Annotated in this window: 32 protein-coding genes; 21 read left to right on the plus strand and 11 right to left on the minus strand. The window is 67.8% G+C overall.

Annotated elements, in window-relative coordinates; genetic code table 11:
• Positions 1 to 15 precede the first annotated feature (15 nt).
• Positions 16 to 219, minus strand: coding sequence for a DUF8066 domain-containing protein (locus NDI56_RS04975; RefSeq protein WP_310918304.1), 204 nt, complete (start codon positions 217 to 219; stop codon positions 16 to 18).
• Positions 220 to 300: 81 nt separating this feature from the next.
• Between NDI56_RS04975 and NDI56_RS04980 the strand changes: the two genes are divergently transcribed.
• Both NDI56_RS04980 and NDI56_RS04985 read left to right on the plus strand, forming a co-directional pair.
• Positions 301 to 1,260 (plus strand): 1,4-dihydroxy-2-naphthoyl-CoA synthase, encoded by a 960-nt coding sequence (locus tag NDI56_RS04980; RefSeq protein ID WP_310918305.1) that lies wholly within the window; start codon positions 301 to 303, stop codon positions 1,258 to 1,260.
• Between the two features lie 433 nt (positions 1,261 to 1,693).
• The gene (locus NDI56_RS04985) at positions 1,694 to 2,476 is read left to right on the plus strand and encodes an SDR family oxidoreductase (protein ID WP_310918306.1); all 783 of its coding nucleotides are present in this window, start codon (positions 1,694 to 1,696) and stop codon (positions 2,474 to 2,476) included.
• Between the two features lie 225 nt (positions 2,477 to 2,701).
• Here NDI56_RS04985 and NDI56_RS04990 read toward each other — a convergent pair whose 3' ends face one another.
• From NDI56_RS04990 to NDI56_RS05000, 3 genes are all read right to left on the minus strand, one after another.
• Positions 2,702 to 4,312 (minus strand): long-chain-fatty-acid--CoA ligase, encoded by a 1,611-nt coding sequence (locus tag NDI56_RS04990; RefSeq protein WP_310918307.1) that lies wholly within the window; start codon positions 4,310 to 4,312, stop codon positions 2,702 to 2,704.
• Positions 4,313 to 4,400: 88 nt separating this feature from the next.
• Positions 4,401 to 6,191: a PAS domain S-box protein gene (locus NDI56_RS04995; RefSeq protein WP_310918308.1), complete on the minus strand. Its 1,791-nt coding sequence runs from the start codon at positions 6,189 to 6,191 to the stop codon at positions 4,401 to 4,403.
• The gene (locus tag NDI56_RS05000) at positions 6,191 to 7,645 is read right to left on the minus strand and encodes an ATPase domain-containing protein (protein ID WP_310918309.1); all 1,455 of its coding nucleotides are present in this window, start codon (positions 7,643 to 7,645) and stop codon (positions 6,191 to 6,193) included. The genes NDI56_RS04995 and NDI56_RS05000 overlap by 1 nt, the downstream gene beginning before the upstream one ends.
• A gap of 133 nt (positions 7,646 to 7,778) precedes the next feature.
• On the opposite strand from NDI56_RS05000, the gene NDI56_RS05005 reads away from it, so the two are divergent.
• Genes NDI56_RS05005 through NDI56_RS05025 form a run of 5 tightly spaced genes read left to right on the plus strand, consistent with a single transcriptional unit; the run spans position 7,779 to position 12,428 of the window.
• The gene (locus tag NDI56_RS05005) at positions 7,779 to 8,738 is read left to right on the plus strand and encodes a 1,4-dihydroxy-2-naphthoate polyprenyltransferase (RefSeq protein WP_310918310.1); all 960 of its coding nucleotides are present in this window, start codon (positions 7,779 to 7,781) and stop codon (positions 8,736 to 8,738) included.
• Complete coding sequence (locus NDI56_RS05010; protein ID WP_310918311.1) at positions 8,735 to 9,781, plus strand: mandelate racemase/muconate lactonizing enzyme family protein; 1,047 nt, start codon at positions 8,735 to 8,737, stop codon at positions 9,779 to 9,781. Before NDI56_RS05005 ends, NDI56_RS05010 begins: the two co-directional genes overlap by 4 nt.
• Positions 9,774 to 11,264, plus strand: coding sequence for a class I adenylate-forming enzyme family protein (locus tag NDI56_RS05015; RefSeq protein WP_310918312.1), 1,491 nt, complete (start codon positions 9,774 to 9,776; stop codon positions 11,262 to 11,264). Before NDI56_RS05010 ends, NDI56_RS05015 begins: the two co-directional genes overlap by 8 nt.
• 45 nt (positions 11,265 to 11,309) lie before the next feature.
• The gene (locus tag NDI56_RS05020; RefSeq protein ID WP_310918313.1) at positions 11,310 to 12,047 is read left to right on the plus strand and encodes an NRDE family protein; all 738 of its coding nucleotides are present in this window, start codon (positions 11,310 to 11,312) and stop codon (positions 12,045 to 12,047) included.
• Between the two features lie 27 nt (positions 12,048 to 12,074).
• Entirely contained in the window at positions 12,075 to 12,428 is a 354-nt protein-coding gene (locus tag NDI56_RS05025) for a helix-turn-helix transcriptional regulator (protein WP_310918314.1), read from the plus strand.
• Positions 12,429 to 12,561: 133 nt separating this feature from the next.
• Here NDI56_RS05025 and NDI56_RS05030 read toward each other — a convergent pair whose 3' ends face one another.
• Genes NDI56_RS05030 through NDI56_RS05045 form a run of 4 tightly spaced genes read right to left on the minus strand, consistent with a single transcriptional unit; the run spans position 12,562 to position 15,185 of the window.
• Positions 12,562 to 12,972, minus strand: coding sequence for a hypothetical protein (locus NDI56_RS05030; protein ID WP_310918315.1), 411 nt, complete (start codon positions 12,970 to 12,972; stop codon positions 12,562 to 12,564).
• 40 nt (positions 12,973 to 13,012) lie between these two features.
• The gene (locus NDI56_RS05035; RefSeq protein ID WP_310918316.1) at positions 13,013 to 13,315 is read right to left on the minus strand and encodes a DUF8060 family membrane protein; all 303 of its coding nucleotides are present in this window, start codon (positions 13,313 to 13,315) and stop codon (positions 13,013 to 13,015) included.
• Positions 13,312 to 14,334 (minus strand): DUF7490 domain-containing protein, encoded by a 1,023-nt coding sequence (locus NDI56_RS05040; RefSeq protein WP_310918317.1) that lies wholly within the window; start codon positions 14,332 to 14,334, stop codon positions 13,312 to 13,314. Before NDI56_RS05040 ends, NDI56_RS05035 begins: the two co-directional genes overlap by 4 nt.
• Positions 14,335 to 14,393: 59 nt before the next feature.
• Positions 14,394 to 15,185 carry a DUF2797 domain-containing protein gene (locus NDI56_RS05045; protein ID WP_310918318.1) on the minus strand — a complete coding sequence of 264 codons (792 nt, stop codon included), beginning with the start codon at positions 15,183 to 15,185 and terminating at the stop codon, positions 14,394 to 14,396.
• Positions 15,186 to 15,259: 74 nt separating this feature from the next.
• Between NDI56_RS05045 and NDI56_RS05050 the strand changes: the two genes are divergently transcribed.
• Complete coding sequence (locus NDI56_RS05050) at positions 15,260 to 15,715, plus strand: YbhB/YbcL family Raf kinase inhibitor-like protein (protein ID WP_310918319.1); 456 nt, start codon at positions 15,260 to 15,262, stop codon at positions 15,713 to 15,715.
• A 6-nt stretch (positions 15,716 to 15,721) separates the two neighbouring features.
• Here the strand turns inward: NDI56_RS05050 and NDI56_RS05055 are convergent, their stop codons facing one another.
• Positions 15,722 to 16,039, minus strand: coding sequence for a hypothetical protein (locus NDI56_RS05055; protein ID WP_310918320.1), 318 nt, complete (start codon positions 16,037 to 16,039; stop codon positions 15,722 to 15,724).
• 187 nt (positions 16,040 to 16,226) lie between these two features.
• Here NDI56_RS05055 and NDI56_RS05060 point away from each other — a divergent pair, with 187 nt between their 5' ends.
• From NDI56_RS05060 to NDI56_RS05120, 13 genes are all read left to right on the plus strand, one after another.
• Positions 16,227 to 16,895, plus strand: a complete 669-nt coding sequence (locus NDI56_RS05060; protein WP_310918321.1) for a DsbA family protein — start codon at positions 16,227 to 16,229, stop codon at positions 16,893 to 16,895.
• Positions 16,892 to 17,446, plus strand: a complete 555-nt coding sequence (locus NDI56_RS05065; protein ID WP_310918322.1) for a tRNA (cytidine(56)-2'-O)-methyltransferase — start codon at positions 16,892 to 16,894, stop codon at positions 17,444 to 17,446. Before NDI56_RS05060 ends, NDI56_RS05065 begins: the two co-directional genes overlap by 4 nt.
• A 31-nt stretch (positions 17,447 to 17,477) precedes the next feature.
• Positions 17,478 to 17,666, plus strand: coding sequence for a hypothetical protein (locus NDI56_RS05070; RefSeq protein ID WP_310918323.1), 189 nt, complete (start codon positions 17,478 to 17,480; stop codon positions 17,664 to 17,666).
• A gap of 91 nt (positions 17,667 to 17,757) precedes the next feature.
• Positions 17,758 to 18,282 (plus strand): transcription factor E, encoded by a 525-nt coding sequence (tfe, locus tag NDI56_RS05075; protein WP_310918324.1) that lies wholly within the window; start codon positions 17,758 to 17,760, stop codon positions 18,280 to 18,282.
• Positions 18,282 to 18,965 carry a DUF2110 family protein gene (locus tag NDI56_RS05080; RefSeq protein WP_310918325.1) on the plus strand — a complete coding sequence of 228 codons (684 nt, stop codon included), beginning with the start codon at positions 18,282 to 18,284 and terminating at the stop codon, positions 18,963 to 18,965. Before tfe ends, NDI56_RS05080 begins: the two co-directional genes overlap by 1 nt.
• Position 18,966: 1 nt before the next feature.
• Positions 18,967 to 19,758: a DUF5803 family protein gene (locus tag NDI56_RS05085; protein ID WP_310918326.1), complete on the plus strand. Its 792-nt coding sequence runs from the start codon at positions 18,967 to 18,969 to the stop codon at positions 19,756 to 19,758.
• Positions 19,759 to 19,819: 61 nt separating this feature from the next.
• Positions 19,820 to 20,284: a pyridoxamine 5'-phosphate oxidase family protein gene (locus NDI56_RS05090; RefSeq protein ID WP_310918327.1), complete on the plus strand. Its 465-nt coding sequence runs from the start codon at positions 19,820 to 19,822 to the stop codon at positions 20,282 to 20,284.
• A 108-nt stretch (positions 20,285 to 20,392) separates the two neighbouring features.
• Positions 20,393 to 20,722 carry a 4Fe-4S dicluster domain-containing protein gene (locus tag NDI56_RS05095; RefSeq protein ID WP_310918328.1) on the plus strand — a complete coding sequence of 110 codons (330 nt, stop codon included), beginning with the start codon at positions 20,393 to 20,395 and terminating at the stop codon, positions 20,720 to 20,722.
• Between the two features lie 101 nt (positions 20,723 to 20,823).
• Positions 20,824 to 21,678 carry an electron transfer flavoprotein subunit beta/FixA family protein gene (locus tag NDI56_RS05100; protein WP_310918329.1) on the plus strand — a complete coding sequence of 285 codons (855 nt, stop codon included), beginning with the start codon at positions 20,824 to 20,826 and terminating at the stop codon, positions 21,676 to 21,678.
• A 2-nt stretch (positions 21,679 to 21,680) separates the two neighbouring features.
• Positions 21,681 to 23,333 carry an electron transfer flavoprotein subunit alpha/FixB family protein gene (locus NDI56_RS05105; RefSeq protein WP_310918330.1) on the plus strand — a complete coding sequence of 551 codons (1,653 nt, stop codon included), beginning with the start codon at positions 21,681 to 21,683 and terminating at the stop codon, positions 23,331 to 23,333.
• The gene (locus NDI56_RS05110; protein ID WP_310918331.1) at positions 23,326 to 24,978 is read left to right on the plus strand and encodes an FAD-dependent monooxygenase; all 1,653 of its coding nucleotides are present in this window, start codon (positions 23,326 to 23,328) and stop codon (positions 24,976 to 24,978) included. The genes NDI56_RS05105 and NDI56_RS05110 overlap by 8 nt, the downstream gene beginning before the upstream one ends.
• A gap of 5 nt (positions 24,979 to 24,983) precedes the next feature.
• A complete protein-coding gene (locus NDI56_RS05115; RefSeq protein WP_310918332.1) occupies positions 24,984 to 25,343 on the plus strand; it encodes a DUF8055 family protein in 360 nt (119 codons plus the stop codon).
• 73 nt (positions 25,344 to 25,416) lie between these two features.
• On the plus strand, positions 25,417 to 26,148 hold the full coding sequence (locus tag NDI56_RS05120; protein ID WP_310918333.1) for a GNAT family N-acetyltransferase: 732 nt from the start codon (positions 25,417 to 25,419) through the stop codon (positions 26,146 to 26,148).
• Here NDI56_RS05120 and NDI56_RS05125 read toward each other — a convergent pair.
• Positions 26,145 to 26,306: a DUF8014 family protein gene (locus NDI56_RS05125; protein WP_310918334.1), complete on the minus strand. Its 162-nt coding sequence runs from the start codon at positions 26,304 to 26,306 to the stop codon at positions 26,145 to 26,147. The genes NDI56_RS05120 and NDI56_RS05125 overlap by 4 nt on opposite strands.
• Positions 26,303 to 26,791 (minus strand): DUF456 domain-containing protein, encoded by a 489-nt coding sequence (locus NDI56_RS05130; RefSeq protein WP_310918335.1) that lies wholly within the window; start codon positions 26,789 to 26,791, stop codon positions 26,303 to 26,305. Before NDI56_RS05130 ends, NDI56_RS05125 begins: the two co-directional genes overlap by 4 nt.
• Positions 26,792 to 26,795 lie beyond the last annotated feature (4 nt).

The raw sequence follows: 26,795 nt of genomic DNA on the forward strand, positions 1-26,795 counted from the left end.
CCTCGTGACCGATTCTCAGCCGTCGTGCTCGCTCCTTTCGCGCAGCGTGACCACGAGCAGGAGAAGCAAGTAGACGAGCCAGATGGCGGCGACGAACAACATGCCAAGCAGTATCTGCTGGGCGATGATGAGGCTGTACAGCAGTACCAGCAGTGAGAGGACGGCGAGGGCGACGCCGAGCGCGACGCCGAGCGAGACGCGGATGATGGAGGGGACCATACTTTCACTTTTCGGACAGGTGGACAAAATGGTTCCGAAGCCACCGGGACGCTTTTGCCACTTTCACCCCGCAACGACAGTATGGTCTCAGAGATTTTCGACCCGGACCGGTGGGAGGCCGTCGACCGGTTCGACTTCAGCGACATCACCTACCACCGCTCGACGGAGACGGGCGCGGTCCGCGTCGCGTTCGACCGCCCGGAGAAGCGCAACGCGTTCCGGCCGGAGACGGTGGACGAACTGTCGACGGCGCTCGACCACGCCAAACGGCTCACCGACGTGGGCTGTGTCATCGTCACCGGGAACGGCCCCTCCGAGAAGGACGGCGGCTGGGCCTTTTGCTCGGGCGGCGACCAGTCGATTCGGGGCGAGAGCGGGTACGAGTATCAGGCGGACGAGGACAGCGAGTCGCGGAGCGACTCGGGACGGCCGAGCGGGGAGCGGGGCGACCCGCGAGACGTCGGCGACGAGGACGCACCGGAGAACGTCGGCCGCCTCCACATCCTCGAAGTCCAGCGCCAGATTCGCCACATCCCGAAACCCGTCGTCGCCGTCGTCCCCGGCTGGGCCGTCGGCGGCGGGCACTCGCTGCACGTGGTCTGTGACCTCACGCTCGCCAGCGAGGAGCACGCGAAGTTCCTCCAGACCGACCCCGACGTGGGCAGTTTCGACGGCGGCTTCGGTTCGGCGTATCTCGCGCGCCAGATCGGCCAGAAGAAAGCCCGCGAGGTGTTCTTCCTCGGGAAGACCTACAGCGCCGAGGAGGCCGCCGACATGGGGATGGTCAACGACGTCGTCCCCCACGACGACCTCGAAGACGAGGCCATCGACTGGGCCCGGCGGATGAACGAGAAGTCGCCCACGGCGATGCGGATGCTGAAGTACGCCTTCAACCTCGATTCGGACGGGATGGTCGGCCAGCAGGTGTTCGCCGGGGAGGCGACGCGGCTGGCGTACATGACCGACGAGGCTCAGGAGGGACGGGACGCGTTCAACGAGGGCCGCGAGCCCGACTTCGACGACGTGCCCTGGCACTACTGATACTGTTGGCTGTACGTCCGTGGAGGTATTGAGATCAGATAGAACAACCCTACAAGAACCCGGCAACACAGTTAGCCCCAGATGTCGGGACGTTCATGGATAGCAGACGGTCCAATCGGATTGGACTTCTTCGATGTGGCCTCGAAAAGGTATGCTCCCAGTCGACAGCCAACTCCGTTTCCGGGACGACCGTCGCCTCCGTGAGTTCTCCTGACTTTGTCGGGAGAGTTAGTCTGAAAAGCCGTGGCGATGGTAGTTTTTCCGGATGTGTGACTATTGAACTGTGGCTGGACGATTCCAGACTGCGTTCACTGTAGCTGCCTAGCTTGAATTTTATTCCGTGCGAAACTATGGCATTTATCTGCCTCACAATGCGTCGTGCTACTGTGTCACAAATGACTGAAACCAGTAAACACGCAACTGAGGGAGGACAATGAGTCAACTACTCACAAACGAGACGGCCGTCGTGACGGGCGGAGCGAGTGGGATCGGCCGTAGGATCGCGTTGACGTTTGCCGATCACGGTGCCGATGTCGTCGTCGCCGATGTCCGCGAAACGCCACGAGAAGGCGGCGAGCCGACACACGAGCAGATCACGACCGAGACCGACCAAACGGCGGTCTTCGTCGAGTGCGATGTGACCGAGCGAGCGGATTTGGAAGCCGCCGTTGACGCTGCCGAAGATCTCGGTGGCCTCGATATCATGGTCAACAATGCAGGCGTTCACAGTGAGACCCCGTTCCTCGAAATTACGGAAGAGGAATACGATCACCTCATGGACATAAATGTCAAAGGCGTCTTTTTCGGGGCGCAGGTCGCTGGCGAACGACTGACCGAAAACGACGAAGGAGGGACGATCATCAACATGGCAAGCCTCGCGGCAGACCGTGGGGCGTCTTACCAGACGATATATTCTGCTTCGAAAGGGGCAGTGAAATCACTGACCTACGCGCTGGCTGACTACTTCGGTGGTCATGGGGTTCGCGTCAACGCGATCAAACCAAGTTTCACCGAGACGCAAATGTTAGCCCAGGGGGGAATGGGAGAAGGCGAAACTGGCAAGCACCTCCAAGAGGCGGTGCTGGGTGCGACGCCCGCCGGTCGCTTCGGCCAACCCGAAGAAATCGCCAATGTGGCGCTGTTTCTCGCCAGTGACTTGAGTTCCTACGTCAACGGTGAGTCGATCTTAGTTGACGGGGGGCTCGGGAATACCTGACAATATACCTGCGCTTTGTATTCGACCGCCGATTCCTGCCACAGCGCAGAAAGGCTGCAGACGTAGGTGCACGACTCAACCGCTGTATCTTGCACTGCCGTCTGTAACTATTCTCTCTCGACGCTTCCATCTCAGATTGTACCACAGAGAGTCGGCTGTGCCAAATTCTATGGCACCCTGATAGCCGTCAGCCTGATTGGGTCAGAGCAGGCCCTGATGTGGCCCTCACCCCTCGCCTATCATCCGGTCTTCCTCGTCCCACTCGCGCTGGCGGAGTTCGTACTTCTGGACCTTTCCGGTCGCCGTCGTCGGGAGCGCCTCGACGAACTCGACCTGGCTCACGGCTTTGTAGGTCGCCAGATGCTCGCGGGTGAACGCGACCAGTTCGTCCACGTCGGTCCCGGGCTCGCCCGGGTCGCCCGACGCCGGGACGACGAACGCCTTCGGTGTCTCGCCCCACTCGCTGCTGGGGGCCGGGATGACCGCCACGTCCGCGACGGCGTCGTGTTCGTACAGCGTGTCCTCCAGTTCGATGCTGGAGATGTTCTCGCCGCCGGAGATGATGATGTCCTTCTTGCGGTCCCGGATGGCTATCATCCCGTTCTCGTCGACCGTCGCGAGGTCGCCGGTGTGGTAGTACCCCTCGATGCGGTCGGTGAACGCTTCCTCGGTCGCCTCGGGCTTGTTCCAGTAGCGGTCCATCACTTGGTTGCCCCGGACGACCACTTCACCGAGCGTCTCGTCGTCCTCGGGCACGTCATCGCCGTCCTCGTCGACGACCCGGACCTCCGTGCCCAGATAGCCCAGTCCCTGGCGTTTCTTGATACCGAAGCGGGCGTCGCTCCCGTCCTCGAAGAAGCGGCGGGCGTCGGATGTCGTGATGAGCGGGCCCGTCTCCGTCGCCCCGTAGACGTGTTTGAGATACCAGCCGAAATCGTCCTCGACGGCGCGGATGACCGCTTCGGGCGGGGCGCTGCCGGCGGTGGCGATACGGACGTCGCTGTCGCCGGTCGTGGCCACGTCGTGGTCCTCGTAGTAGTCCACGAGCATGTTGAGCACCGTCGGCGCGCCACAGAGGTAGGAGACGTTCTCCGAGCGGACGGTATCGAAGATGCCGCCGGCGTCGACGCCGCGCGTACAGACGTGTGTCGCGCCCATCCCCGTCACCGCGTAGATGTGCCCCCAGCCGTTGACGTGGAACATCGGGAGCGTCCAGAGGTAGACGTCGTCGTCGCGTATCTCCTGGTGCAGGCTCACGAGGTAGGCGTGGAGCGTCTCGGTGCGGTGTGTCCGACAGACCCCTTTGGGCTCGCCCGTCGTCCCCGAGGTGTAGTTGATTGTGATGACGTCGGTCTCGTCCATCGGCGGGCGCTCGACGGACGCGTCGGTGTCGACGATGTCGTCGAAAGCGTCCCAGTCGCCGTCGACGGCGTCGGTGTCGTTCGTGATGAACGTCTCAGTCGGGACCTCGTCACGCACGGCCGCTATCTTCTCCGCGTGTTCGTAGTCCGCGTAGATGGCGTCGACGTCCGCGTCGTTCAGTATGTACGCGAAGTCGTCGGGGACGAGTCGGTAGTTCAGCGGGGTGTGGACCGCCCCGAGTTGCATGGTGCCGTAGGCGGCTTCGAGGTGGTAGTGCGTGTTCGGGTCGAGCACCGCCACCCGGTCGCCCTTCGTTATCCCGCGGGCGGCGAGCGCCGCGGCGAACCCGTCGGCGCGCGCACCGAACTCCGAATAGGTGTAGCGTTCGCCTGTCGTGGCGACTATCGCTTCCTGGTCGCCGTAGTATCGGCGCGCACGGTCGAGAAAGTCGGTCACGAGCAGTGGCTTCTCCATCGTCCGAATTAATACGAACAATGATTATATAATGCCTTTGTCTATTCCCGGGGACCCGCTCGCCCCCGTCGGCCGTCTAGCGTCGGATTCACTCCCCGGGCGAGTCGGCCAGCGGGAGCGTCAGTTCGACCCGGGTCCCCGGCTCGGTGCCCGAGATACTGAACCTCCCGCCGCTGTTTACGGTCATCCAGCGGACGAACCACAGCCCCAGTCCCTTGGTGTGCTGGAGGTCGGACTCGATACCGGAGTTGAGCGCAGCCATCTCGACGCTGTCCAGCCCGGTCCCGTCGTGGCTGACAGTGATAGCGACGGTGTCGTCGGCGCGGTCCGCGGTCAGCTCGACGACGATCTCCGCCACGTCGTCGGCCGTCGCCGCTCGCTCCAGCAACTCGGTCATCGCGAGCTCGAAGGAGTCGTGGGCGGTCGCCCACAGCGGGGCCGGGACGTCGACGGCGACCGCGACCTGTCCGTGCTCTATCCTAGTCTCCTCGACCGCGTGGCGGGTGGTGCTGCCGACGTCGACGGGTCCGACGGAGTCGTCTTCCGCCGGGTCGACGGTCTGCTTGAACTGCCGGGCCGTCTCGGCGAGGTCGAGCAGTTCCTCGCCGGCCGTCTCGATGGCCCCCGCAGCGTCGAGGACGGCGCCGTCGTCGCTCCGGCTCTGTATCTGTTCGACCTGTGCCAGCATCACCAGCAGCTTGTTGCGGAGGTTGTGCCGCAGGACGCGGTCGAGCACCGAGAGGCGCGATTCGCGCTCCCGGTCTTCCGTGATGTCGCGGCTGACACAGACGACGCCCTCGAACTCCTGGGCCGGGAGCGCGGCGACCGTCGTCTGGAAGCGTCGTGGTCGACCCTCGGCGTTCTGGACCACGGTGCCGATAGTCGTCCGGTCGGTGCCCGACTCCGCGAGTTTCAGGACCGCCGCGCCCAGTATCTCGGCGTGGTCGTCGCCGAAGACACGCTCGACGTGGCTCCCCAGAATCTCCGCCTCAGACGAGTTGGAGAACGCCGCCGTCGCATCGTTCAGGAGCGTAAAGCGGAGGTCGCCGTCGAGCGCGTAGATGGGGTCCCCCGCGGCTGTGACTATCTCCTCGTAGCGCCGGAGCGTCTGGGTCCGCAGGACCTCTTCCGTGATATCCTGCTGGAAGCCGACGAAGTGGGTGACACCGCCCTCACCGTACACCGGAGCGATTTCGAGGTCGTTCCACCACTGTTCGCCGTTTTTTCGGTAGTTCCGCAACTGGACGCGGACGGCCTCCTCCGCGTCGATGGCCGACCGGATCTGTCGGACCGTCTCGGGGTCCGTCTCGGGCCCCTGCAGGAACCGGCAGTTGCGGCCCAGCACTTCGTCCCGTTCGTAACCGGTCACCTCCAGAAACGCGTCGTTCACGTACTGCAGCTCCTGGTCCCCACCGGCGTGGGCGATGGATATCCCCGTCTGTGCGTCGTCCATCGCCCGGGCGAACAGCGCCAGCTGTTCGGACTGCCGTCGCGTGCTGAGCAGCGCGTCCACCCGGTGTCTGAACGTCTGTCCCGAGGTCGGGACCGGCAGGACGTCGTCGATACTGTCCCAGTACGGGCCGACGGCATGCTCCGAATCGTTGGGGCCCAGAACCAGGAGCACGGGCAGGTTAACCGACCCCAGCTCCCCGCGCCGCGCTTCGACGGTGTCGATAACCGACGGATACCGCGACGTGTCAACGACACAGAGGTCGAACTGCGGGACCGGCTCCGTCCCATCGGCCGTGACGACTTCGAGGTCGTCCGAGCGGAGCTGGTCGGCCAGCAGTTCCCGGTCACGGGGGTTGGAGAGACACAGCAGGACCCGCATCGACCTGCTGAGGAACGCGTCCGTCCCCTGGAACGACGACTCGAACATCAGTCGGTCTGTCGCGTCGGCGTCCCCGTCAGGACACCGCGGAGGTCGGAGAGGGTGTCACCGATGTGGATGCCGTCGTCCTCGATACGAAACGCCCTGAGCGTGGACTCGAACTGTCCGAACCGCTTTTTCAGCACGCCGACGGCCTTCCGTATCTCGCCGCCGACCTCGATGTAGCGGATGAACACCACGTTGTCGGCGAGGTAGCTGACGTGGGAGTCAGACGCCTGGAACGTCCCCGTCACCGACGATAGCTCGTCCGTCAGGGCGACGGTCACGCCCATGTTCCGGAGATACCGACAGAGCGCGTGGAGCTCCGCCCGGAGCTCGCGGTCGGGGTTTTGCAGGGCCAGCCGGTAGCCCGCGGTCCCGTCGAGCAGGACGAACTCTGTGTCACGCGCCTCGACGCTCTCCCGGACCCGCTGGGCGAACTCGTCGGCCGAGATACGCAGCGGTTCGACCTCGTGAACCTCCAGCGAGCCCGCCTCCCGCAGTTCGCTCACGCCCAGGCCGATGGCGTCCGAGCGGTGGCTGAAACTGTGTTCGGACTCCTCGAACAGGAACGCCGCCGCGCGCTCGCCGCGGCGCGCGCTGGCACAGGCCAGTGCCGTCCCGGTCGTGGACTTGCCGACGCCGCTGGGTCCGCTGACGAGGGTGATGCTCCCCCGCTCGATGCCGCCCCCGAGCAGCTCGTCGAACTCGTCGATGTCGCTCGACAGCCGCTCGTAGCTGAACGGCTGTCGGTGGTCGTCGGGAACGAGGCTCGGGAACACCGTCAGCCCGCGCCCGCCGTCGATGCGGAGCCCGTGGGTACCGCCCCGGAACCCCGAGCCGCGGAACTTCTCGACCGCGATTTCGCGGCCCCGGTCGGTGCGGCGCAGCGTCACCGAGCCGTCCGCGAGGTACTGCAGGTCCTCGTCCGACTGGGTGGCCGTCGCCTGCGTGGTAAACAGCGTCGTTACGCCCCGTTCTTTCATGTAGCTCATCAGCGACGCCGCGGTCCGCTTGAACTGGTACTCGTCGGGCGTCAGGTGGCGAAGCAGCGTGAGCGGATCGATGAACACCCGGTCGGGGTCGTTGCTGGCGACCGCGTCGCTGATTCGCGAGACGATGCCGCTGGCTTCGACCTCGCCCGGGCCGAAGACAGTGTAGGTGCCGTCCTCCATGAACTGCGTCGCGGAGGGGCTCATGTCCTCGATAACCACGTCGCTGAGGTCGAACCCGAGCGAGGCCGCGTTGGCCGTGATGTCCTTCGCGGTCTCCTCGAAGGCGAAGTAGAGCCCGGTCTCGCCGGCCGCTGCCCCGGCCGTCAGGAAGTGGTAGCCGAGAATCGTCTTCCCGGTCCCCGATTCGCCACGGATGCTGTAGGTCCGCTCGTCGATGAACCCACCGTCGAGAATCTCGTCGAGTCCAGCGAGCCCCGAGGACACGCGCGAAGAATCAGGGGAAGCCATACTGATGGTTTGTTGTAATATGATAAAAAATGGTGTCTTACTGGTAATCTCGCAGACAGTATCCGGTATCGACGCTCACCGCCGGTTCGCCGAACCACAGTCGCTTTGGGGGGGCCGTCCCTACGCCCGGGCAATGAGTACCGCGACGGCGGATATCTCGAAACGCGAGGCGTGGCTCATGGCCGCCAGGCCACAGACGCTGCCGGCCGGCGCCGCGCCGGTCGTGGTTGGCGCGGGGCTGGCGGTCCACGCGGACGTCTTCGCCCCGCTCGTGGCGCTGGGCGCGCTCGTCGGGGCACTCCTCATCCAGGTCGGGACGAACTTCGCGAACGACTACTACGACGCGGTCAAGGGCGCCGACACGGACGAACGCGAGGGCTTTACCCGCGTGACGGCTGGCGGGCTCATCGAACCGTCGTCGGTCAAGCGGGCGATGCTACTGACCTACGGGCTGGCCGTCGTCGTCGGCGTGGCCCTGGTCGCCATCGGCGGCGTCCCCATCGTCGCCGTCGGGCTGTCGGGTATCGCCGCCGGCATCCTCTACACCGGCGGCCCGTTCCCCTACGGCTACCGCGGGCTGGGGGACCTCTTCGTCTTCGTCTACTTCGGCCTCGTCGCCGTCACCGGGACCTACTACGTGCAGGCCGTGGCGACCAATCCCGCCGTCGGCACCTTCCCGACGACGCTCCCGGCCGGGAGCGTGCCCGTCGACGCCGTGGTCGCCAGCCTCCCGGCCGCGGGGCTCTCGACGGCTATCCTCGTCGTCAACAACATCCGCGACCGCGAGACCGACATGGCCGCGGGCAAGAAGACGCTGGCCGTCTACCTGGGGTACGGCCCCAGTCGGGCGGAGTTCGTCGCGCTGGTCGGGATGGCCTACGTCGTCCCCGTCCTCTTCGCGCTCGACCCGGCCTACGGACCGGCGGCGCTCGCACCGCTGCTGACCATCCCGCTGGCCGCGAGGACGGGCAAGACCGTCCTGACACGCACCGACGGTGAGTCGCTGAACCCGACGCTCGAACGGGTCGGCCAGACGCTGTTCCTGCACTCGTTGCTCTTCGCTGCGGGGCTTGCGCTCCCACGGCTGCTATGAACACGACGCCGTTCTCGCTCCCGCTGTCCAGCCCGCTCGCGACGGCCAGTGGCACCATCGAGGAGCGCGACGGGCTCGTGGTGCGCTACGACCACCGCGGCCACACCGGCGTCGGCGAGGCCACGCCGCTCCCGGGGTGGACGGAGTCGCTCCCCGACTGCCGGGCGGCGCTAGCGAGCGCCGCCACCGCCGAGATAGCGGGCGGCCACGCCGCCGCGATGCTCGAACTCGCCGCCGACAGCGTTCCCGCGGCCCGTCACGGTTTCGCCACCGCACTGCTCGACGCCGACGCGCGGGCCGACGGGGTGCCGCTCTACCAGTGGTTCGACGCCGACCGCCGCTGTCAGTCGGTGCCGGTCAACGCCACCGTCGGCGACGGCGCTCCCGCGGCGACCGCCGACGCGGTCGCGGAGGCCGACGACGCCGGCTTCGACTGCTGCAAGCTGAAGGTCGGTGCCCGCTCGGTCGAAGACGATATCGAACGCCTCCGTGCCGTCCGGGAGCGCGTCGGGGACGACCTGACGCTGCGAGCCGACGCCAACGGCGCGTGGCGCCCCGCCGAAGCCGAGCGGGCGTTCGAGGTCTTCGCCGACTACGGCGTCGACTACGTCGAACAACCCCTTCCGGCCGACGACCTCGACGGCCACGCCGCGCTCCGTGGCGGCCCCGTCGGCGTCGCCCTCGACGAGTCGCTCGTCCACCGTCGGGCCGACACGGTGCTCTCGGCCGACGCCGCGGACGTGCTGATACTGAAGCCGATGGTGCTCGGCGGCCCGGGCAACGCCTACACGCTGGCGATGCGGGCTCGCGACCACGGCGTCGAGCCGGTCGTCACGACCACTATCGACGGCGTCGTCGCCCGGCTGGCCGCGCTCCACGTCGCCGCCGGCGTCCCCGACATCGGCGCCTGCGGGCTGGCAACCGGGGACCGGCTGGCGCACGACCTCGCGCCCGACCCCGCCACGCTGTCCGGCGGGCGGCTCTCGGTCCCACAGACCGACGGCCTCGGACTCGACCCGGCGGAGGTGAGCCCCGATGCGTGAACCGGTCGAGTGGCCCACGCGTGACCTGCTCTCCCACCGGGCTGAGACCACGCCCGAACGGACGGCCGTGGTCGACGCCGAAACCGGCGCGGAGCGGTCCTACCGAGAGTTCGACGCCGCCGCCGATTCGGTCGCCGCCGCCGTCGACGGTCTGGCCGATACGGCCGGCGGTCGCGTCGCCACGCTCGTCGATACACGGCCCGCGGTCGGGCGGCTCCTCTACGGCGTCTGGCGCACCGGCCGGACGTACGCGGCGCTGAACGTCGACCTCGCCGCGGACACGCTGGGGGCCCAGCTCGACGCGCTCGACGCCGACCTGCTGGTCTGTGAGCGCGCGACAGAGGAGCTGGCCGCGACTGTCGCCGACTGCCCCGTCGCGTCCGTGGACGAGCCGACAACCGGGGCCGTCGAGCGCCTCGAAACCGTGGAATCGTCGACGGTCGCCGTGGAACCGGCCGAGCGCTCCCGGGACGAGACGGCGCTAATTCTGTTCACCTCGGGGACGACGAGCGAGCCCAAAGGGGTCAGACTCACCGTCGGCAACCTCGTCGCGAGCGCGACGGCCTCGGCGTTCCGGCTGGGCGTTCGGCCCGGCGACCGCTGGCTTGTCTGTCTCCCGACCTACCACATGGGCGGGCTGGCCCCCTTCGTGCGGGCCGCGCTCTACGGGACGGCGGTCGTCGTCCAGCGCGAGTTCGAGCCCGCCGCGACGGCCCGACTGCTGGACGACCACGGCGTGACCGGCGTCTCCCTCGTGCCGACGATGTGCAAGCGCCTCGTCGACGCTGGGTGGGCGCCCGGGGACTCGCTCGGGGCCGTCCTGCTGGGCGGCGGGCCGGCCGACCCCGACCTCGTCGAGCGCTGTCTGGCCCGGGAGATTCCGGTCTGTCCGACCTACGGCATGACCGAGACGGCCTCCCAGATAGCCACGGCGCTGCCGGAGACGGCGAGACGGTACCCGGACACCGTCGGTCAGCCGCTGGTCTGTACGGACGTGACCGTCCTCGCAGACGGCGACCCGGCCGGCCCCAACGAGACGGGGGAAATCGTCGTCTCGGGGCCGACCGTGACGCCCGGCTACCTCGACGACGACGCGACTGCGGCCGCGTTCGGCCCCCACGGCTTCCACACGGGCGACCGCGGCTACCGGGACGAGGACGGCCGCCTGTGGGTTGTCGGCCGCGTCGACGACCGAATCCTCACCGGCGGGGAGAACGTCGAGGCCGGGACCGTCGCCGCTGTCATCGGAGAGTGCAACGGCGTCGAGGACGCCGCCATCGTCGGCATGCCCGACGAGGAGTGGGGCCAGCGAGTGGGCGCGCTCGTAGTCGGGACTGCCGACGAGGAGACGATTCTGGCCCACTGCCGCGACGAACTCGCCCCCTACGAGGTGCCGAAGACGGTGCGCGTCGTCGACGCGCTCCCGCGGACGCCGTCGGGGACGGTCGACCGGGACGCCGTCCGACGACTGCTACAGTCCTAGCGGTGCGGGCAAGCCGTTTTCTCCCTGAAGTGCCTACAGACGTTCGTGTGTACCATCGCCCTCGCCTGGCAGGTGTTCGAAGAGACGCCGATAGCCTTCGCGGCCAACCGCGACGAACTGCTCGACAGACCGTCGGAACCGCCCCAGCGCCGACAGTGGGGGCGCGAGGTCGTCGCGCCGGCCGACGCCGAGGCCGAGGGGACGTGGGAGGGGTACAACGAGGACGGCCTGCTGGTCGCCGTCACCAACCGCTGGGTGGACGCTGAGCTCGCGGGCGAGCGTTCCCGGGGCCTTCTCGTTCGGGACTGCTTGAGCCACGAGTCGGCCGAGGCGGCCGCCCGCGCCGTCGAGGGGGCCGTCCGCGAAGCCGAATACGCCGGCTTCAATCTCCTGCTGGCCGACGAGAACGCCGCCATCCTGCTGGAGTGGGACGGCCAGCTCGCGGTGCGGAACGTCCAGCCCGGGGTCCACGTCGTCATCAACGTCGGTGCGGACGGGGACTACCGGATTCCGAGTCACCGGCCCGACGCGGGCGAGCGGCAGGCGACCAACGCCGACCGGCTGCGCGAGACGCTGCAGGTCGAAGCCGGCGAGTCGGTCGATTCGTGGCTGGACCGCGCCGGCGAGACCATCGCCGACCACGACTACGGCGTCTGCGTCCACGGCGACGGCTTTGGCACCCGCTCCTCGTCGCTCATCGCACTGGGCGAGAACGCTCGCTACGAGTTCGCCGACGGCCCGCCCTGTCGCACCGAGTACCGCCCCGTCGAAGGCCAGATTTAAGCGGCCGACCGGCGGAGTACACTGTATATGAGTTCGGCAACGTCGGAGGCGGACCTCTCTGAGGACGAGCGTGCCGGATTGGAGCTTATCCGCGAATCCGGCGGCATCCACCAGAGCGACTTCTGGAAGGAGCTCGACGTCTCCTCCCGGAAGGGTAGTCGCATCGTCGAGTCCCTCTTCGAGAAAGGGCTCATCCAGCGCGAAGACACCGTGTACGAGGGCCACAACACCTACTTCCTCACGCCCGCGGCCCGGGACCTGGAGTTCAGTCTGCTGATGGCCGGCGACCAGCTCTCCCCGTTTATCGGCGACGAGGAGGTCGACCCGCACGACGACACCTTCTCGCAGTGGGTCATGACGCTGGCCTACGAGGACGGATAGGCAGCTTGTTCTAGACGGCGTCGACCGGAATCGGTGCGACCAGGGGTCGCCTCGCGAACCGCTCCGCTACGGGCAGTCGAACGTCTCGCAGTGCTACCGCTCTAGAGTCGGAAAGCGTAGAATCGCTCTGTCGTCAGTCTTCGAGCGCGTCGGCGATGCGGTCGAGCGTGCGTCGCACGTCGTGGACCTCGTCGCGGAGCTTCCGCATCTCGCGGGTCAGTTCTTCGTTGTCGCTGCCCCCTTCCTGTGCCTGCCCGGGCGCACCGCCGGGGCCGCCGCCCATACCGCCGGGGCCGCCGCCCATCATGCCGCCCATCATCTGTGCGAAGGGGTTGCCGCCGCCGCCGCCCATACCGCCGGGGCCGCCACCGCCGCCCATCATCTCTTCCATGCGTTCCTCGCGGCTCATCCCCTCCCCGTCGTCACCTTCCTCGGCGCGCTTCTGTCGGATCTCCTCGACGCGCTCGCGGAAGGACTTCTCCTCCTCGCCGTTTTCGGTCGATTCGGCCGACTCGTCGCCTGTCTCGGGCTCGTCATCTGCCATGGATTCCGGTTCGGCTGGCCCGCTGAAAAGGGTTGTCGTGTCAGGTCAGTCGGCGCACGAGGGCGGAGAGTCCGCCGACACAGCACAGTAGCACGACGAGGTTGAACCCGGCCATGAACAGCGGGCGGTAGCGACGCGTGACGAAGGTCTCGACGGCGGTAGACACGGCGAAGTAGAGCCGGACCGTCGCGAGCAACGCGACGAGGACGAGCAACGCGAACGCGGCCCACTGGGCGGTCCGGACCATCTGTCTTGAGGTCTCCGTGTCGCTGTGGCCCGTCGACGGCGTCGCGGGCGGTTCGTCGGTCGGTGCGTCGGTCGTGGCGGTGGCGTCGTCGCTCATATCTGTCTCCGGATAGCTACGAGGGCGGCGAGCGCGAGGGCGGCGAGCCCCGTCCCGACGGTGAAGCCGGGGCCGCTGCCGCCGGTGGTCAACTGTGACTCCTCGTTCGACCGGTCGCGGTCGCCTCCCGATTCGGTCCGGCGGACGAAGTCGTCCGACCGGAACCCGGTCTCTCTCGTCGTCGTGTTCGCTCGGAGTGTCTCGGTCGGGTCGAGATCGGCGACGGACCGCTCCGTGCCGACGATGACGCCGTCGGAGCTGAGGATGCCGTCGAGCCAGTAGTCGTAGCCGTCCGGCACGGCGAGTTCGGTGCTGACAGTGCGGGTCCGACCGGGCCGTATCTCCCCGACCGTCACGGTGTCGGCGTCCGCGATGACGTTGGACTCGGCCTGTCTGGCTCGCAGCTGGACCTCGACGCCGCCGGCGGCGTCGTCACCGGTGTTCGTGAGGTAGGTCGTCACGTTGAGCCGCGATTCGTTGTCCCGGACGTCGACGATGCGGTAAGAGATGGCCTCCAAGTCCGCGCTCGCGTCGTCGAACTCGTGAAAGCGGACAGCGGAGCGGGCCGACGCCGGCACGAGCGCATCGAGGTTCGACACCGTCCCGCTGTGGGTCGTCGCTCTGCGCCCGTCGGCGTACACCTCGGTCTCGATTCGGTAGCTCCCCGCCCGCTCGACGGTGATGTTCGTCGTGTAGGGCACGTCCCGGTCGCCATCGAGCGTTCCGAGTGACAGCCGTTCGGTCGTCTCGACCAGCCCTGTCTCGGTGTCGACGGCCCGCGTCTCGACGGTGACGTTGTCGGCCGGCCCGCCGCGGTGTGCCAGTCGAGCCGACAGCGAGAGCGTCACGGTCTCACCGCCCACCGCCGTGGCTTCGACGTACGGCTGTTGCATCTCCAGCCGGCTCTCACGCAGCTCCTCCGGGGGCTCGGCGAGGGCACCGGGAATCGCGACTAGACCGACGACCATCGTCAGGACGACAGCACCGATAGCGCCGCCGAGGAGGGTTTCACGTCGCACGACCGTGGGGGCGGAGGGACGCAGTAAATGTCTTGTGTGTGACCGGAACTGAGCCGAATCTATCCGAACGCGCCCAGACTGGACTGCAGCTCCCGCTCGGTGCTCCCCTCGAGGAGTTCGTACCCGACCAGGTCCCGGAGGTCGACGGCGTAGGTGGTGTCGTTGTTCTCGACGACGGCGACGCGTCCTTTGGTCCCCCGAACCGTTCCGGTCGCCAGCGTCTCGGCCAGCGGGCGGTCCGCGAGGTCGAGGCCGTAGTCGAACGCGTAGGTCTCCACGGGGTCGTGTTCGGCACAGAGGTCCGCCCAGAGCGCCTTGTCGACGGTCTCGGCGAACCCGGCTATCTTCGTCGGCACGCGCACCCGGTCGCCCAGGTCGGCGGCGATGTCGGCCTCTATCTGGCGGGCGATGCGGCCGTCCGCGACGGTCCGGAGGTGGGCCGCGCGGTCGGCGCCCTGCTCGCGCAGGCGGGTCTCCAGCCGCCACGAGCGGGTGACGCCGACTTTCACGGTCTCCGGGGCGAACGCCGCCAGATACACCGCGTGTTCCTCGTCGCAGGCCGCGACGGGTTTCCCGCAGTCGCCGGTACAGCGCGCACAGGGCCACCGGCTGGTGTGTTCGGCGCAGTAGGGCGCCTCGCCGGTGTCACAGGCGTAGTGGACCAGCGTGTCGCCGGCTTCCCGCTCTCGGTCCGGCGCGACGCTGTCGACGGCGCCGGCGCAGTGGCGCTCGCCGAGCCGATAGGCGAGTTCCGTCCCCGGGTCCAGCCGCTCCGTGGTCACCTCACCGTCCGCTGCCAGCAGGAGAGCGGCGTGGGTATCGACCCGGGCGCGGTAGCCGACGACTTGCACGCGGTGGCGTTGGCAGTCGGCGGACAAATGGGTACCGGGACGGGGCTTTTGTCTGTGGCGCGACAACACTGCCCATGGCCGACCTCGAACTGTCGAGCCCGGCGTTCGACGACGGCGAGCGAATCCCCGAGGCGCACGGGTACACCGAAGCGAACACGAACCCGCCCCTGGAGATACGCGACGTCCCGTCAGCGGCCGAGTCGCTGCTCCTGATAGTCGACGACCCCGACGCGCAGGAGCCGGCCGGGAAAGTGTGGAACCACTGGCTCTGCTGGTCGATCCCGCCGGACACCGAGTCCATTCCCGAGGGGACGACGCCCGAGGGTGCGACGGAGGGACAGAACGACTACGGCGAGGCCGGCTGGGGCGGGCCGAACCCTCCGGACAGGGAACACAGCTATCGCTTCCTGCTGTACGCGCTCGATACGGAGCTCGACCTCCCGGCCGACGCGACGAAAGACGACATCTACGACGCGGCCAGCGGTCACATGGTCGGGAAAGCGGAGCTGACAGGCACGTATCCGGCCTGACCCGGCTCAAAAGAGGTTCATGAGCGCCGCGATGGCGCCGATGACGAACAGCACCGGGAGCCCGGACTGGGTTCCCATGAGGATAGCGATCACGCCGACACCGCCGAGAGCGATCGCGCCGGTGCGCTTGTAGTCGGGCACGCTGTTCCTGATTGCGGGTGTCGCTGCACCGCCGAGATAGATCGAAAACACCCCGAAGAGGGCCCCCTGGTCGTCATTTCCGGAGAGAAACACGAGTATCGTCAACACACCGGTTATCACCGCCCCGAGCGCGAACAGCGCGCGCTCGGTCCCGATATCCGACAGTCGTGACGCTACGTCCATGTGGTGTCATCTACGAGCGGCCGTATAATAGCCACCGGAAACCGCTGTGCCCGTACAGCCTGTCGGGAAGCGCGAACTGGAGGAGGGGGTCACTCGATCGCCGCGGTCACCGCCGCCGCTGTCAGCCGTGGGCGTCGGGTCCCGCGATGACAACGCCGTTTTATATCTCCCCGGCTGAGAATCGCGTATGAAGACTCCGACACGCCGAGAGTTCGTCGCCGGGGGCGTCGCGCTCGCGGCGGCGACCGCCGGCTGCCTCGGGGGCGATAGCGGGAGCGAGTCGCCGGAGCTCGGCACGATAGCCGAGTCGACGACGCCGACGGGCGGGCAACCGCTGCCGTCGCCGGTCGCCGGCGACCCCGACGCCGACGTGACCGTCGCTGCCTTCGAGGACTACGCCTGTCCGCACTGCGGAACGTACTCCTTAGAGGTGTTCCCCCAGCTCGCCGCCGACTATCTCGAAACGGACCAGGTCCGGTACGAGTTCCACGACTACCCCATCCCGGTCGACCAGCGCGACTCCTGGCAGGCCGCAAACGCCGCCAGAACGGTGCAGGCCGAAGCCGGCGACCAGGCGTATTTCCGCTATTCGGAGCGGCTCTTTCGGAACCAGGACAGCCTCGGGTCGGAAACGTATGGCTCACAGGCCGACGGGCTCGGTGTGGCCGCTGAGACGGTCCGAACGGGGGCGACAGAGCGGCGCTACGACGAGACCGTCGCCGCCGACAGAGCGCTGGGCGTCGACCGGGGCGTGCAGGGGACGCCCGCTATCTTCGTCGACGGCGCTCCCGTGGAGTGGCAAGAAATCGCCTACGACCCCGTCAAAGAGGCTATCGAAGCTGCGAGGGGACAATGAGAGACAGCCAGAGCGTGACAGTGCTCAGACTGGGCCACCGGCCCGGGAGAGACGAACGGATCACGACGCACGTCGGTCTGACCGCCCGGGCGCTGGGCGCTGACAGGGTCGTCCTCGCCGGTGCGGCCAGCAGTCGGGCCGACACCGTCGTCGACATCACGGACCGCTTTGGCGGCCCGTTCGACGTGGAGACGACCGACGAGCCAAAGCGGCGCATCCGCGATTTCGCGGGGACAGTCGTCCACCTGACGATGTACGGCGAACCGATACAGGACGTGGAGGGCGATATCCGCGCGGCCCACGACGCGGAGCCACTGCTCGTGGTCGTCGGCGCCGAGAAGGTCCCCTTCGAGGTGTACGAGCGGGCCGACTACAACGTCGGCGTGACGAACCAGCCCCACTCCGAAATCGCCTCGCTGGCCGTCTTCCTCGACCGGCTCTACGGGGGCGCGGAACTCGACCGCGACTGGCAGGACCCGGACCAGGTCGTCGTCCCGATGGAGACCGGCAAGAAGGTTATCGACCCGGAGGACGCCGACGATGGGACGTGAGCCCGCCGCCTCACTGGAGGGGTAGCGGCCCGTGTTCGGCGACCCCTCGACGCTGACATCGCGGATTATCCTACTGCTCGGTCCCATCTATCTCGTCTACATGGCGCTGCAACCGCCGCCGACCAGATGGGTCGGACTGGCCTGCCTGGCGGTCCTGACTCCGTTCGCCGTCGGCTGGCTGCTCGGTCGGTACGCGGATGTCGGACCGTGGGCTGAGTAGCCGGCGACCGCCTCGCGCTTGCGAGCCGCGGAGCGCTGGCACCGTCAGAGACCCGGAGGTTTTAACCACGTGACCCCCCGACAACACGGTAATGGCTTTTGAGGACCTCTTGGAGGACCCCGTCATACAGAAGTACCTCCACGAGCTGGTCGGACCGAAAGGGATGCCGGTCGCCGCCGCGCCGCCGGACGGCGAGGTGACCGACGAGGAGTTGGCCGAGGAACTGGGCCTCGAACTGAACGACGTTCGCCGCGCGCTCTTTATTCTCTACGAGAACGACCTGGCGGCCTATCGCCGGCTCCGCGACGAGGACTCGGGGTGGCTCACGTACCTGTGGACGTTCGAGTACGAGGAGATCCCCGAACAGCTCGAAGAGGAGATGTACCGGCTGCTGGAGGGGCTCGAAGAGCGCCGCGAGTACGAGCGCAACAACGAGTTCTACCTCTGTGAGCACTGTGGCATCCGATTCGAGTTCGGCGAGGCCATGGAGTTCGGCTTCGAGTGCCCCGAGTGTGGCAACCAGGTCGAGGCGATGGAGAACACCCGCCTCGTGACGGCGATGGAGAACCGGATCGACGAACTGCGCTCGGAACTAAACGTGGAAGCCGAGGCCTGATGGTCGTCCTTGGTTCCAAAGTGTACGTGACGGGCGACGCCCGTGACCGTGCGCTCGACGGCCTGCGCGGGCTGGTGAACGACCGGTTCGGTGACCTCGACGTGGAGTTCGAGATCGGCCACCGGGATGACGACTTCCCGGTCGTCACGGTGGAGGGCCCCGACGCCGTGGTCGCCCGGAATATCCTGCGCGAGGAGTTCGGCGAGGTCGTGCCGACCCACGAGGCCGGCGACACCTACGTCGGCACGCTAGATAGCTGGGACGACGACGGGTTCGTGCTGGACGCCGGGCCGGCTGGCGACGTGCGGATTCCGGCGGCGAACCTCGACCTCGGACAGGGGACCCCACACCAGATTCGCAAGCGGTTCGGCCTCGTCCAGCACCTCTCGATGCGGTTCGTCGCCGGTGACGAGCCCCGACTGGCCGACGAGGAGGTCGACCGCCTCTACGACTGGAAACGGGGCGGCGACCACGGTAACGGTCGCGTCAACACCAACAGCGCGACACGCTCGGAGGTGCGGGCGACGGTCAACAAGTCCGGTCACGCCCAGGATATCGTCACCGTCGAACGCCTCGGACTGCTGGAGATGAGCATCATCTGCAACCCGGACACCGACGCCCCGGGCCTGCTGGCCGACATCGGCCGGTTCATGCCGTCGGAACTACTCGCCGTCGTTCCCTGATATGCAACGTCGCATCCTCGCACTGCTTGCCGTCCTCGCGCTGGTCGGACTCGCCGGCTGTACCGGTATCTTCGGCCCCGAAGAGGTCGACTCGGACCAGCTGAACGAGAACGCGAGCTACGACTGGGACACCGAGGCGAACGCCTCGCTAACGCTCAATCGAACCTCCTACAGAGCGGTGTACGACATTCCGGACAACTCCACGTTCACCATCTACAACCGGGACGACCTCGGTCGGGAGGAGAGCGTCCCGGTCAGCGCCCTGCGGTTCCGCTACGACAACGGGACCGTCATCAGCCCGGCTAACTCCTCGCTCACTGCCGACCGAACCGGCCGCTCTACTATCATCCGACTGCCCAACAACAGCAGCGGGCAGGTCGCCTACAGCGCGCCGCGTCAGGGCAAGTCCTTCTCCACGCCGACCTACGCGTCCGGCTACAACTACTCGGTGACGCTTCCGCCGGGCCGACGCGTGGGGATTCCGCTGCTCTCGCAGGTCACGCCCGGCGGCTACGAGACGGAGACGAACGCCACGACCAATCGGATGACCGTCACGTGGGACGAACCCGTGGACGCGCGGGCGATACGGCTCCGGTTCTACCTCGAACGTGACCTCTACATCTTCGGCGGGCTCGCCGCCATCGCCGTCGTCGTCGGCGGCGTGGGGACGGTGTACTACTGGCGCCAGCTGCAGGCGGTCAGACGGCGGCGACAGGAGGCCGGTATCGACCTCGAAGAGGAGTACGACGACGACGACTTCGGCGACGACGGCCCGCCACCGGGCATGCGCTGAGAGGGGGCCGTCCACGGTCGGCTGGCGACACGTTATGCCGTTCCAGTTAGTACAGTGACGTATGCCGACAGAGACATACGGGCAGTGGATGGGGACGCCGATGGACGAGCGGGACATCGACCGACTGCTGACAGACGCCGGCTGGGGCGTCCTCTCGCTGGCCGAGGGCGACGAGCCCTACAGCATTCCCGTCTCCTTCGGCTACGACGGCGCGGACGTGTTCCTCGCGCTCATACGCGATAGCCCGGCGAACACGAAGTTCGAGTTCGTCGAGGACGGCCAGCGGGCGCGCCTGCTCGTGACCGACATCGGCGGCCGCTTCGACTGGCAGTCGATCGCTGTGACGGGGTCCGTCCGTGCGCTCGACCGGGACGGCAGCGAGTGGGACGGCGCCGTCGAGACGCTGGACGACAACGCCTGGTTCTCGACGGATTTCGAGCGGGCCGAGGGCATCGAAGAGATAACTGTGTGGCGCCTCGCTCCCGACGAGGTCCGGGGGCTGGAAGTGCGGGAAGACGAGAACTGAAACGCGGTGGTCGGTACCCACCGACAGCGTGGGGCCCCGATGTGAACCAGCGGCTCGCAGTCCCGCGTTCGAAGAGTTAAGTGCGTGCCAGATGGAGTGTCTAGCACCATGGCCATCGACCCGGAGTTCGAGACGAGTCGCGAGGTAGTCGAACAACACGAGGGTCACAACGTCTGGGGACCCGTCGAGGAACCGGAGACACTCGGTATCCACGGGACCCACGTCGCCGTCGACTTCGACATCTGTCTGGCCGACGGCGCCTGTCTGGAGGACTGTCCCGTCGACGTGTTCGAGTGGGTGGACACGCCGGACCACCCCGAGAGCGAGATCAAGGCGGACCCGACCCACGAGGACCAGTGTATCGACTGTATGCTGTGTGTCGACGTCTGTCCGGTCGACGCCATCGACGTCGACCCCGGTCGCGCGGGCCGTCTCTAATCGCTCGCTCTCTCCGCTCTCCTCGTCCGTTTCGGTACGTAACTCGCATGTAGATTTATTAACATTACGGGGCGACGTATCTACCGAGAGGCGTGATATCTATGCACACGGTAGTTCTGACCAAAGGGGTCCCCGACTTCCGCGAAGGGCAGGTCTCCTTCGACGAGGACGGGCACCTCGAACGCGGCAAGACGCCCACGGTGATGAACCCGAACGACCGACACGCGCTGCGGGCGGCGCTCCAGACGACCGTCCGCAACGGCGGGACCGTCTCGCTGATGAGCATGGGTCCGCCGGGGTACGAGGACGTGTTGCGGGAGGGAATGCGCGACGTCTACGCCGACGACTGCTATCTCCTCTCCGACCGGGAGATGGGGGCGGCGGACACCTGGGCGACGGCCATGACCGTCGCGACGGGCCTCCAGCATCTGGCGGAACCGCCGGACCTCGTCTTCGCGGGGTTCAAGACCGCCGACGGGGAGACCGGTCACACCGGGCCCCAGACCGCCTACTGTCTGGACTGGCCGATGGTGACCCACGTCGTCTCGCTGTCGGTGGACGAGGACGCGGGGCGGCTCACCGCCGAACGGCTCGTCGACGGCGACGTGACCGAGATAGAGACCGTCGAGGCGCCGCTGCCCTGTTTCGTCATGGCCGACCCCGAGTTCGAGCCCACCTATCGCACGGCGGGCCATCGGCTCGAACACAAGGACCGCCGGGCCGCGACACGGGCGCGGGCCGACGAGTTCGAGGACCACCTGACGGTGTGGGACCACGAGGAGCTGAATCTGGACCCCGACTACATCGGGCTGGACGGCTCCCCGACCATCGTCGCCGGCGTCGACCCAATCCCGAAGGCGCCCGCCGAGCGCGAGGCCACGGTGGTCGACGGCGCGGACCCCGGCGCGCTCGAACCGGTCGTGGACGAGCTCCTCCCACACGCGGCGGGTGACTGACGATGCCGGATATCGACCTCTCCGACCACGAGATAGCCGAGCTGGGACCGATGCTGAAGGACATCGAAGACCCCGAGGTGCTGCGGGAGCTGCTGGCCGCCGAGGCCGGCGGGCTGGACCGGGCGCCGGTGATTCGCCTCATCGAGGACCGCATCGAGAAAGCCGAGACCGTCGAGGAGGGCGAGAGCCGCCCCGAAGCGGCCGACCTCACCGAGCTGTCCGTCGCGGACGTGGCCAACATGGTCCGGGACATCGACGACGCGGAGACGCTGCGGACCCTCCTCGAACGCGAGCGCGAGGGACGGGACCGCGACAGCGCCGTCACGCAGATAGCGAACCGAATCGAGTCGGTCGAGGGCAGCGAAGAACGCGACGAACCCGTCGAGACCGTTCCGCCCGAGGAGAAACACCCCGAACTCGACCATCCGACCAACGAGAAACAGTGGGTCGAGGGGACCGTCGACGGCGAGTACCGCGACATGTGGGTGTACTGCGAGACGCAGGCCGGCGAACTGGTCGACGTCTCCCGCGAGATGCTCGGGAAGGCACGCGAACTGATGGACGAGTACAATCGGCGCTACGAGAGCGACGAACGGGTCGTCGCCGTCCTCGTCGGCGCCGACGCCAGCGACCACGTCGAGGCGGTCGTCGCCCACGGCGCGGACCTCGTGGTCTACCACGAGGACGAGCGGCTGGAGCGGTTCCGCCACACACCGTACACCGAAATCGTCGTCGACATGATGCGAGCGGGCGGCGGACTCGCGAGCGAAGGCCACGCGTCCGTCGACTGGAAGGCGTACCACGAGCCCCGCTACACGCTGTTCCCGGCGACGAACAACGGTCGGGACCTCTCGGCGCTGGTCCAGGGCGCGCTCGACTCCGGACTGGCCTCCGACTGCTCGGGGCTGTACATCGAGAGCGAGATGATATCGAACCCGGCGAAGGTCGGGACGGCGGGCGACAAGACGGAGTTCGAGCGCGTCATGCACATGAAGCGGCCGGACTTCTCGGGGTTCGAGTACTCGACTATCCTCTGTATCGACAAGCCCGACCGGGACTTCCACCCGCAGGGCGCGAGCGTCATTCCGGGCAGTTTCGACGTCCCCGAGCCGGAGCCCGGGCGCGAGGCGGCGGTCGTCGAGTACGAGATGTCGCTGGACGCGGACTGGTTCGAGGTCGAGGTGACGGACGCCGAACGGCTCGACGGCGGCGTCGACCTGTCGGGCCACGACGTGGTCGTCGCCGTCGGGCGGGGCATCGGTGACGACCCGACCCGTGGTATCGAGCTGGCGCTTGACCTCGTGGACGCCTTCGAGGACGCCGACCTGGGCCTCTCGCGGGGCGTCATCACCTCCTCCTATGCCTTCGACAGCCACGTCGAGGACTACGTCGCCGAGGAGCGCCAGATCGGGGAGTCCGGGCAGGTCGTCGAACCGGAGATATACGTCGCGGCGGGCATCTCCGGAGCCATCCAGCACAAGGTCGGCTGCGACGAGTCGGACACGATAGTCGCGGTCAACACGGACCCCGAGGCCGATATCAGGGAGTTCTCGGACTACTTCGTCGAGGGCGACCTCTTCGAGGTGTTGCCGCGGCTGACCGAGGCCGTCGAGGCCGGGCGACTGGCCCCGGTGGCGGAGGCCAGCGATGACTGAGAAGTACGAGGCCGTCGTCGTCGGCTGTGGCCCGGGCGGCGCCGCGGCGGCTGCCGCCCTCGCCCGGAACGGCGTCGAGACGCTCGTGCTGGAACGCGGTGTCGACGCCGGCTCGAAGAACGTCTCGGGGGGCGTGCTCTACGCCGAGGCGTCCGCCCCCTACACCATCGACGGCCTGTTCCCCGGCTTCCGCGAGGCGGCCACCGAGCGGCCCGTCACCGAGAACTACATCCACAACGTCGCCGGCAACCGGGTGAAGACGTTCGACATCGGCGACCTCCACCACCACGACACGGCGTGGGCGGATTCGGTGCTCCGCCGGCCGATGGACTCGTGGCTCGCCGACCGGGTCCACGAACTGACCCGCGAGACCGGCGGCGGACTGCTGACGGAGATACACGTGACGGGGCTGCTCCGCGAGAACGGCGAAATCGTCGGTGTCACCACGGAAGAGCTCGAACCGATAGCGGCCGACGTCGTCGTCGCGGCCGACGGCGTCAACTCCGAACTCGCCCGCGACGCCGGGCTGATGGACTGGGACGACGCCGAGGAGTGGTTCCAGGGCGTCAAAGCCGTCGTGGAGATGGAGCCTGACGTCGTCGACGAGCGGTTCGGTATCGACGACGACGAGGGACAGGCCCACCTGTTCTCGGGCGACCTCTTCGACGGCGTCAGGGGCGGCGGGTTCCTCTACACCAACGAGGCGTCGCTCTCTGTCGGGACGGTGTTCCACCTGGACTCCATCGCCGACGAGCGGGCCGAACCACAGGAGCTGCTGGACAACCTGTTGACCCACCCGCTGCTCGCCCAGTGGCTCGGCGACGAGTATCACGAGCGCGAGTACAGCGCCAAGCTCGTCCCCGACTCGAAGAAGGTCGCTCACGAGTCGCCCCACGAAGACCGCCTCGTCCTCGTCGGCGACGCCGCCGGCCAGATGCAGGCCCAGGGCCCCATCATCAAGGGGATGAACCACGCCGTCACGGCGGGCGCGCTGGCCGCCGAAGCGTTCGCCGACGCCCGCTCCCGGGGAGACCCCCACCGGGCGGGCGAGCTCTACGAGCGGAAACTCCGCGAAGAGGGCGTCATGGCGAAGCTGCGGCCGCGCAGCTACGGCGTGGTCGGTCGGCTCGGCGAACTCGACGTGGTAGACGAGGTGGCGACCGCGCTCGCCGACTCGCCCGTGGGTCGCCTCGGCGTCCGCGCGGCCGGCGGGCTCCTCGAACGGGCCTACAACTCCCCCCGGCTCGTCGCGATGATACCCGACACCGCACTGCCCTACGTCACCCTGCCGACGGTCATCGCGGCGGAGCTGGGGGAGGAAATCGACGCCGAGAACCGCGTCGACCCGCCCGGCCTCGACGAGCGCATCGGTGACCTCACTTACGACGTGGGCGAGCCACACATCCGGCTGGTCGACAACACCTACGCCGCCTCGGGGACGGCGGTCACCGCCTGTCCGGTCAGCGCCGAGGCCTTCGGCGGCGGCTGCTACCGCGACGAACTGGTCCGGACGAACGGTGAGCAGGAGCGCCTCGTCAGCCTCGACACCCAGCCCTGCGTCGAGTGCGGGACCTGCGCTATCGTCGCCGACACCGAGTGGGAACACCCCGCCGGCGGGAAGGGCGTCGACTTCGAGCAGGGGTGAGGCGGGTGGCGAAGAGCTACCCCGAGCGCATCCGGCGCCTGGAGCGCCGGGCCGAGGCGGTCGCCGACGGCTTCGAACCGGAACCGCCCGACGACTCCCGCGCGCTCGAACTGCTCCGGACCGGTGTCGGCCCGACGGTGTCGGTCTACTGCGAGGCCCGGACCGGCGGGTCGTGGCACCGGTTCGACGACGCCGAGTTCGAGCGCCTCGAAGCGACGCTGGACCGGTGGCTCCGCCTCTACGGGGCCTGCTACGGCGTCGACCTGGAGGGGAGCTACCCGGTGCGCACGGCCGCGGAACTGCTCGTGGACACGCGCGACATCCGGGACGTGGCGGCGGTGCTTACGGGCGTCCCCGAGCGGTAGGTCCCCATCTGGAAACCACCTCGAACGCTGTCCGCGACAACCATTGACGTAGTGGGGCGTGGTACCGAGGGACATGGAACTCACGGAGCCACTGCAGTTCGACCACGCCGACCGGCGGGACATCTACGAGTACGTCGAGTCGCGCGGGACCGTCTCGGCCGAGAAGGCCCGCCGGGCCCTCGGCATGGAACCCCGGCCCTTCGGCCACCACCTCGTCATCCTGCAACGCGGCGGGATGATAACTCGGGTCGACGACGAGCTTCGCATCGCCTACGAGGACACCGAGACGCAGTCCTACGAGGCCGAGGAGGTCGCGGTCATCATCCGACAGGCGCGCCAGGAGGACCTGAAGGGGCTGGTGGGCGCGATTCGCGCGGCCATCGGCAGCGGGGAGTACGTCGACGCCGAAACGGTCGCGGACGTCATCGACAGCGAGGGGGTCATCCTGCGGCACAACGACGTGGAGTCGCGCATCTTCTTCGTCGCCTGCGTGGACGACGACGTGGTCGGCTGGGTCCACCTCAAACACCCCGAGACGGCGAAGCTCAGCCACACCGCCGAGCTCACCGTCGGCGTCCTCGCGCAGTACCGCGGGCAGGGCATCGGCGGCCGCCTGCTCGAACGGGGGACCGAGTGGGCCGCCGAGAAGGGGTACGAGAAGCTGTACAACTCCGTTCCCTCGACGAACGAGTCGGCTATCGACTTCCTCGAGGCCCACGGCTGGGAGACCGAGGCCGTCAGGGAGGACCACTACAGGCTCGGGGACGACTACGCCGACGAGGTGATGCTGGCCCGGGAGCTCTAGCGCTCCCCGTCGGCGCCGTCGAGCGGCTCCGGAACGACGCCGTCTCTGGCGGCCCAACCGCGGGCGTGGGCCGGACAGGCGAGCATGTTCTCCCGCCAGGGGATGTGTAGTTCGACCGCCGCGGTCCGCTCGCAGTCGGGCGCCTCACAGGCGGTCACAACAGTGCGACGCCGAGCATCGCCAGCAGCATCGACCCGGTCAGGACGGCCTGCGCGACGCTGGAGGCCAGCATCCCGGCGGTCGTGACCAGCGCGGCTTTCAGCCCTTTCCGGGCGTCCTGCTGGCGGTAGAACTCGACTGCGAAGACGGTGCCGGCGACGCCGAGGATGATGCCCAGCGGGCCGGTGAAGAAGAAAAGCACCAGCCCGACCACGCCCGCGAGGACGGCCGTCGTGGTCGAGGCCCCGCCGGCGCGGGCGGCGATGGCGCCGCCGAAGAAGTCGACGACCCACGTCAGGACGCCGACGAGCGTGAGTCCGACGAGGAGCCAGATGCCGGGCTCGCCGGTCGCGTACCAGTAGCTGTACACACCGGCGAGCGAGAGGAGCGCGCCGGGGACCTGCGGGACCAGACTGCCGACGACGCCGCCGACGAGCAGGAGGAAGGCGACGACGACCAGCGCCGAATCGAGCGTGACCAACATACTG

The sequence above is a fragment of the Halomicroarcula saliterrae genome, assembly GCF_031624395.1.
Classification (GTDB): domain Archaea; phylum Halobacteriota; class Halobacteria; order Halobacteriales; family Haloarculaceae; genus Haloarcula; species Haloarcula saliterrae.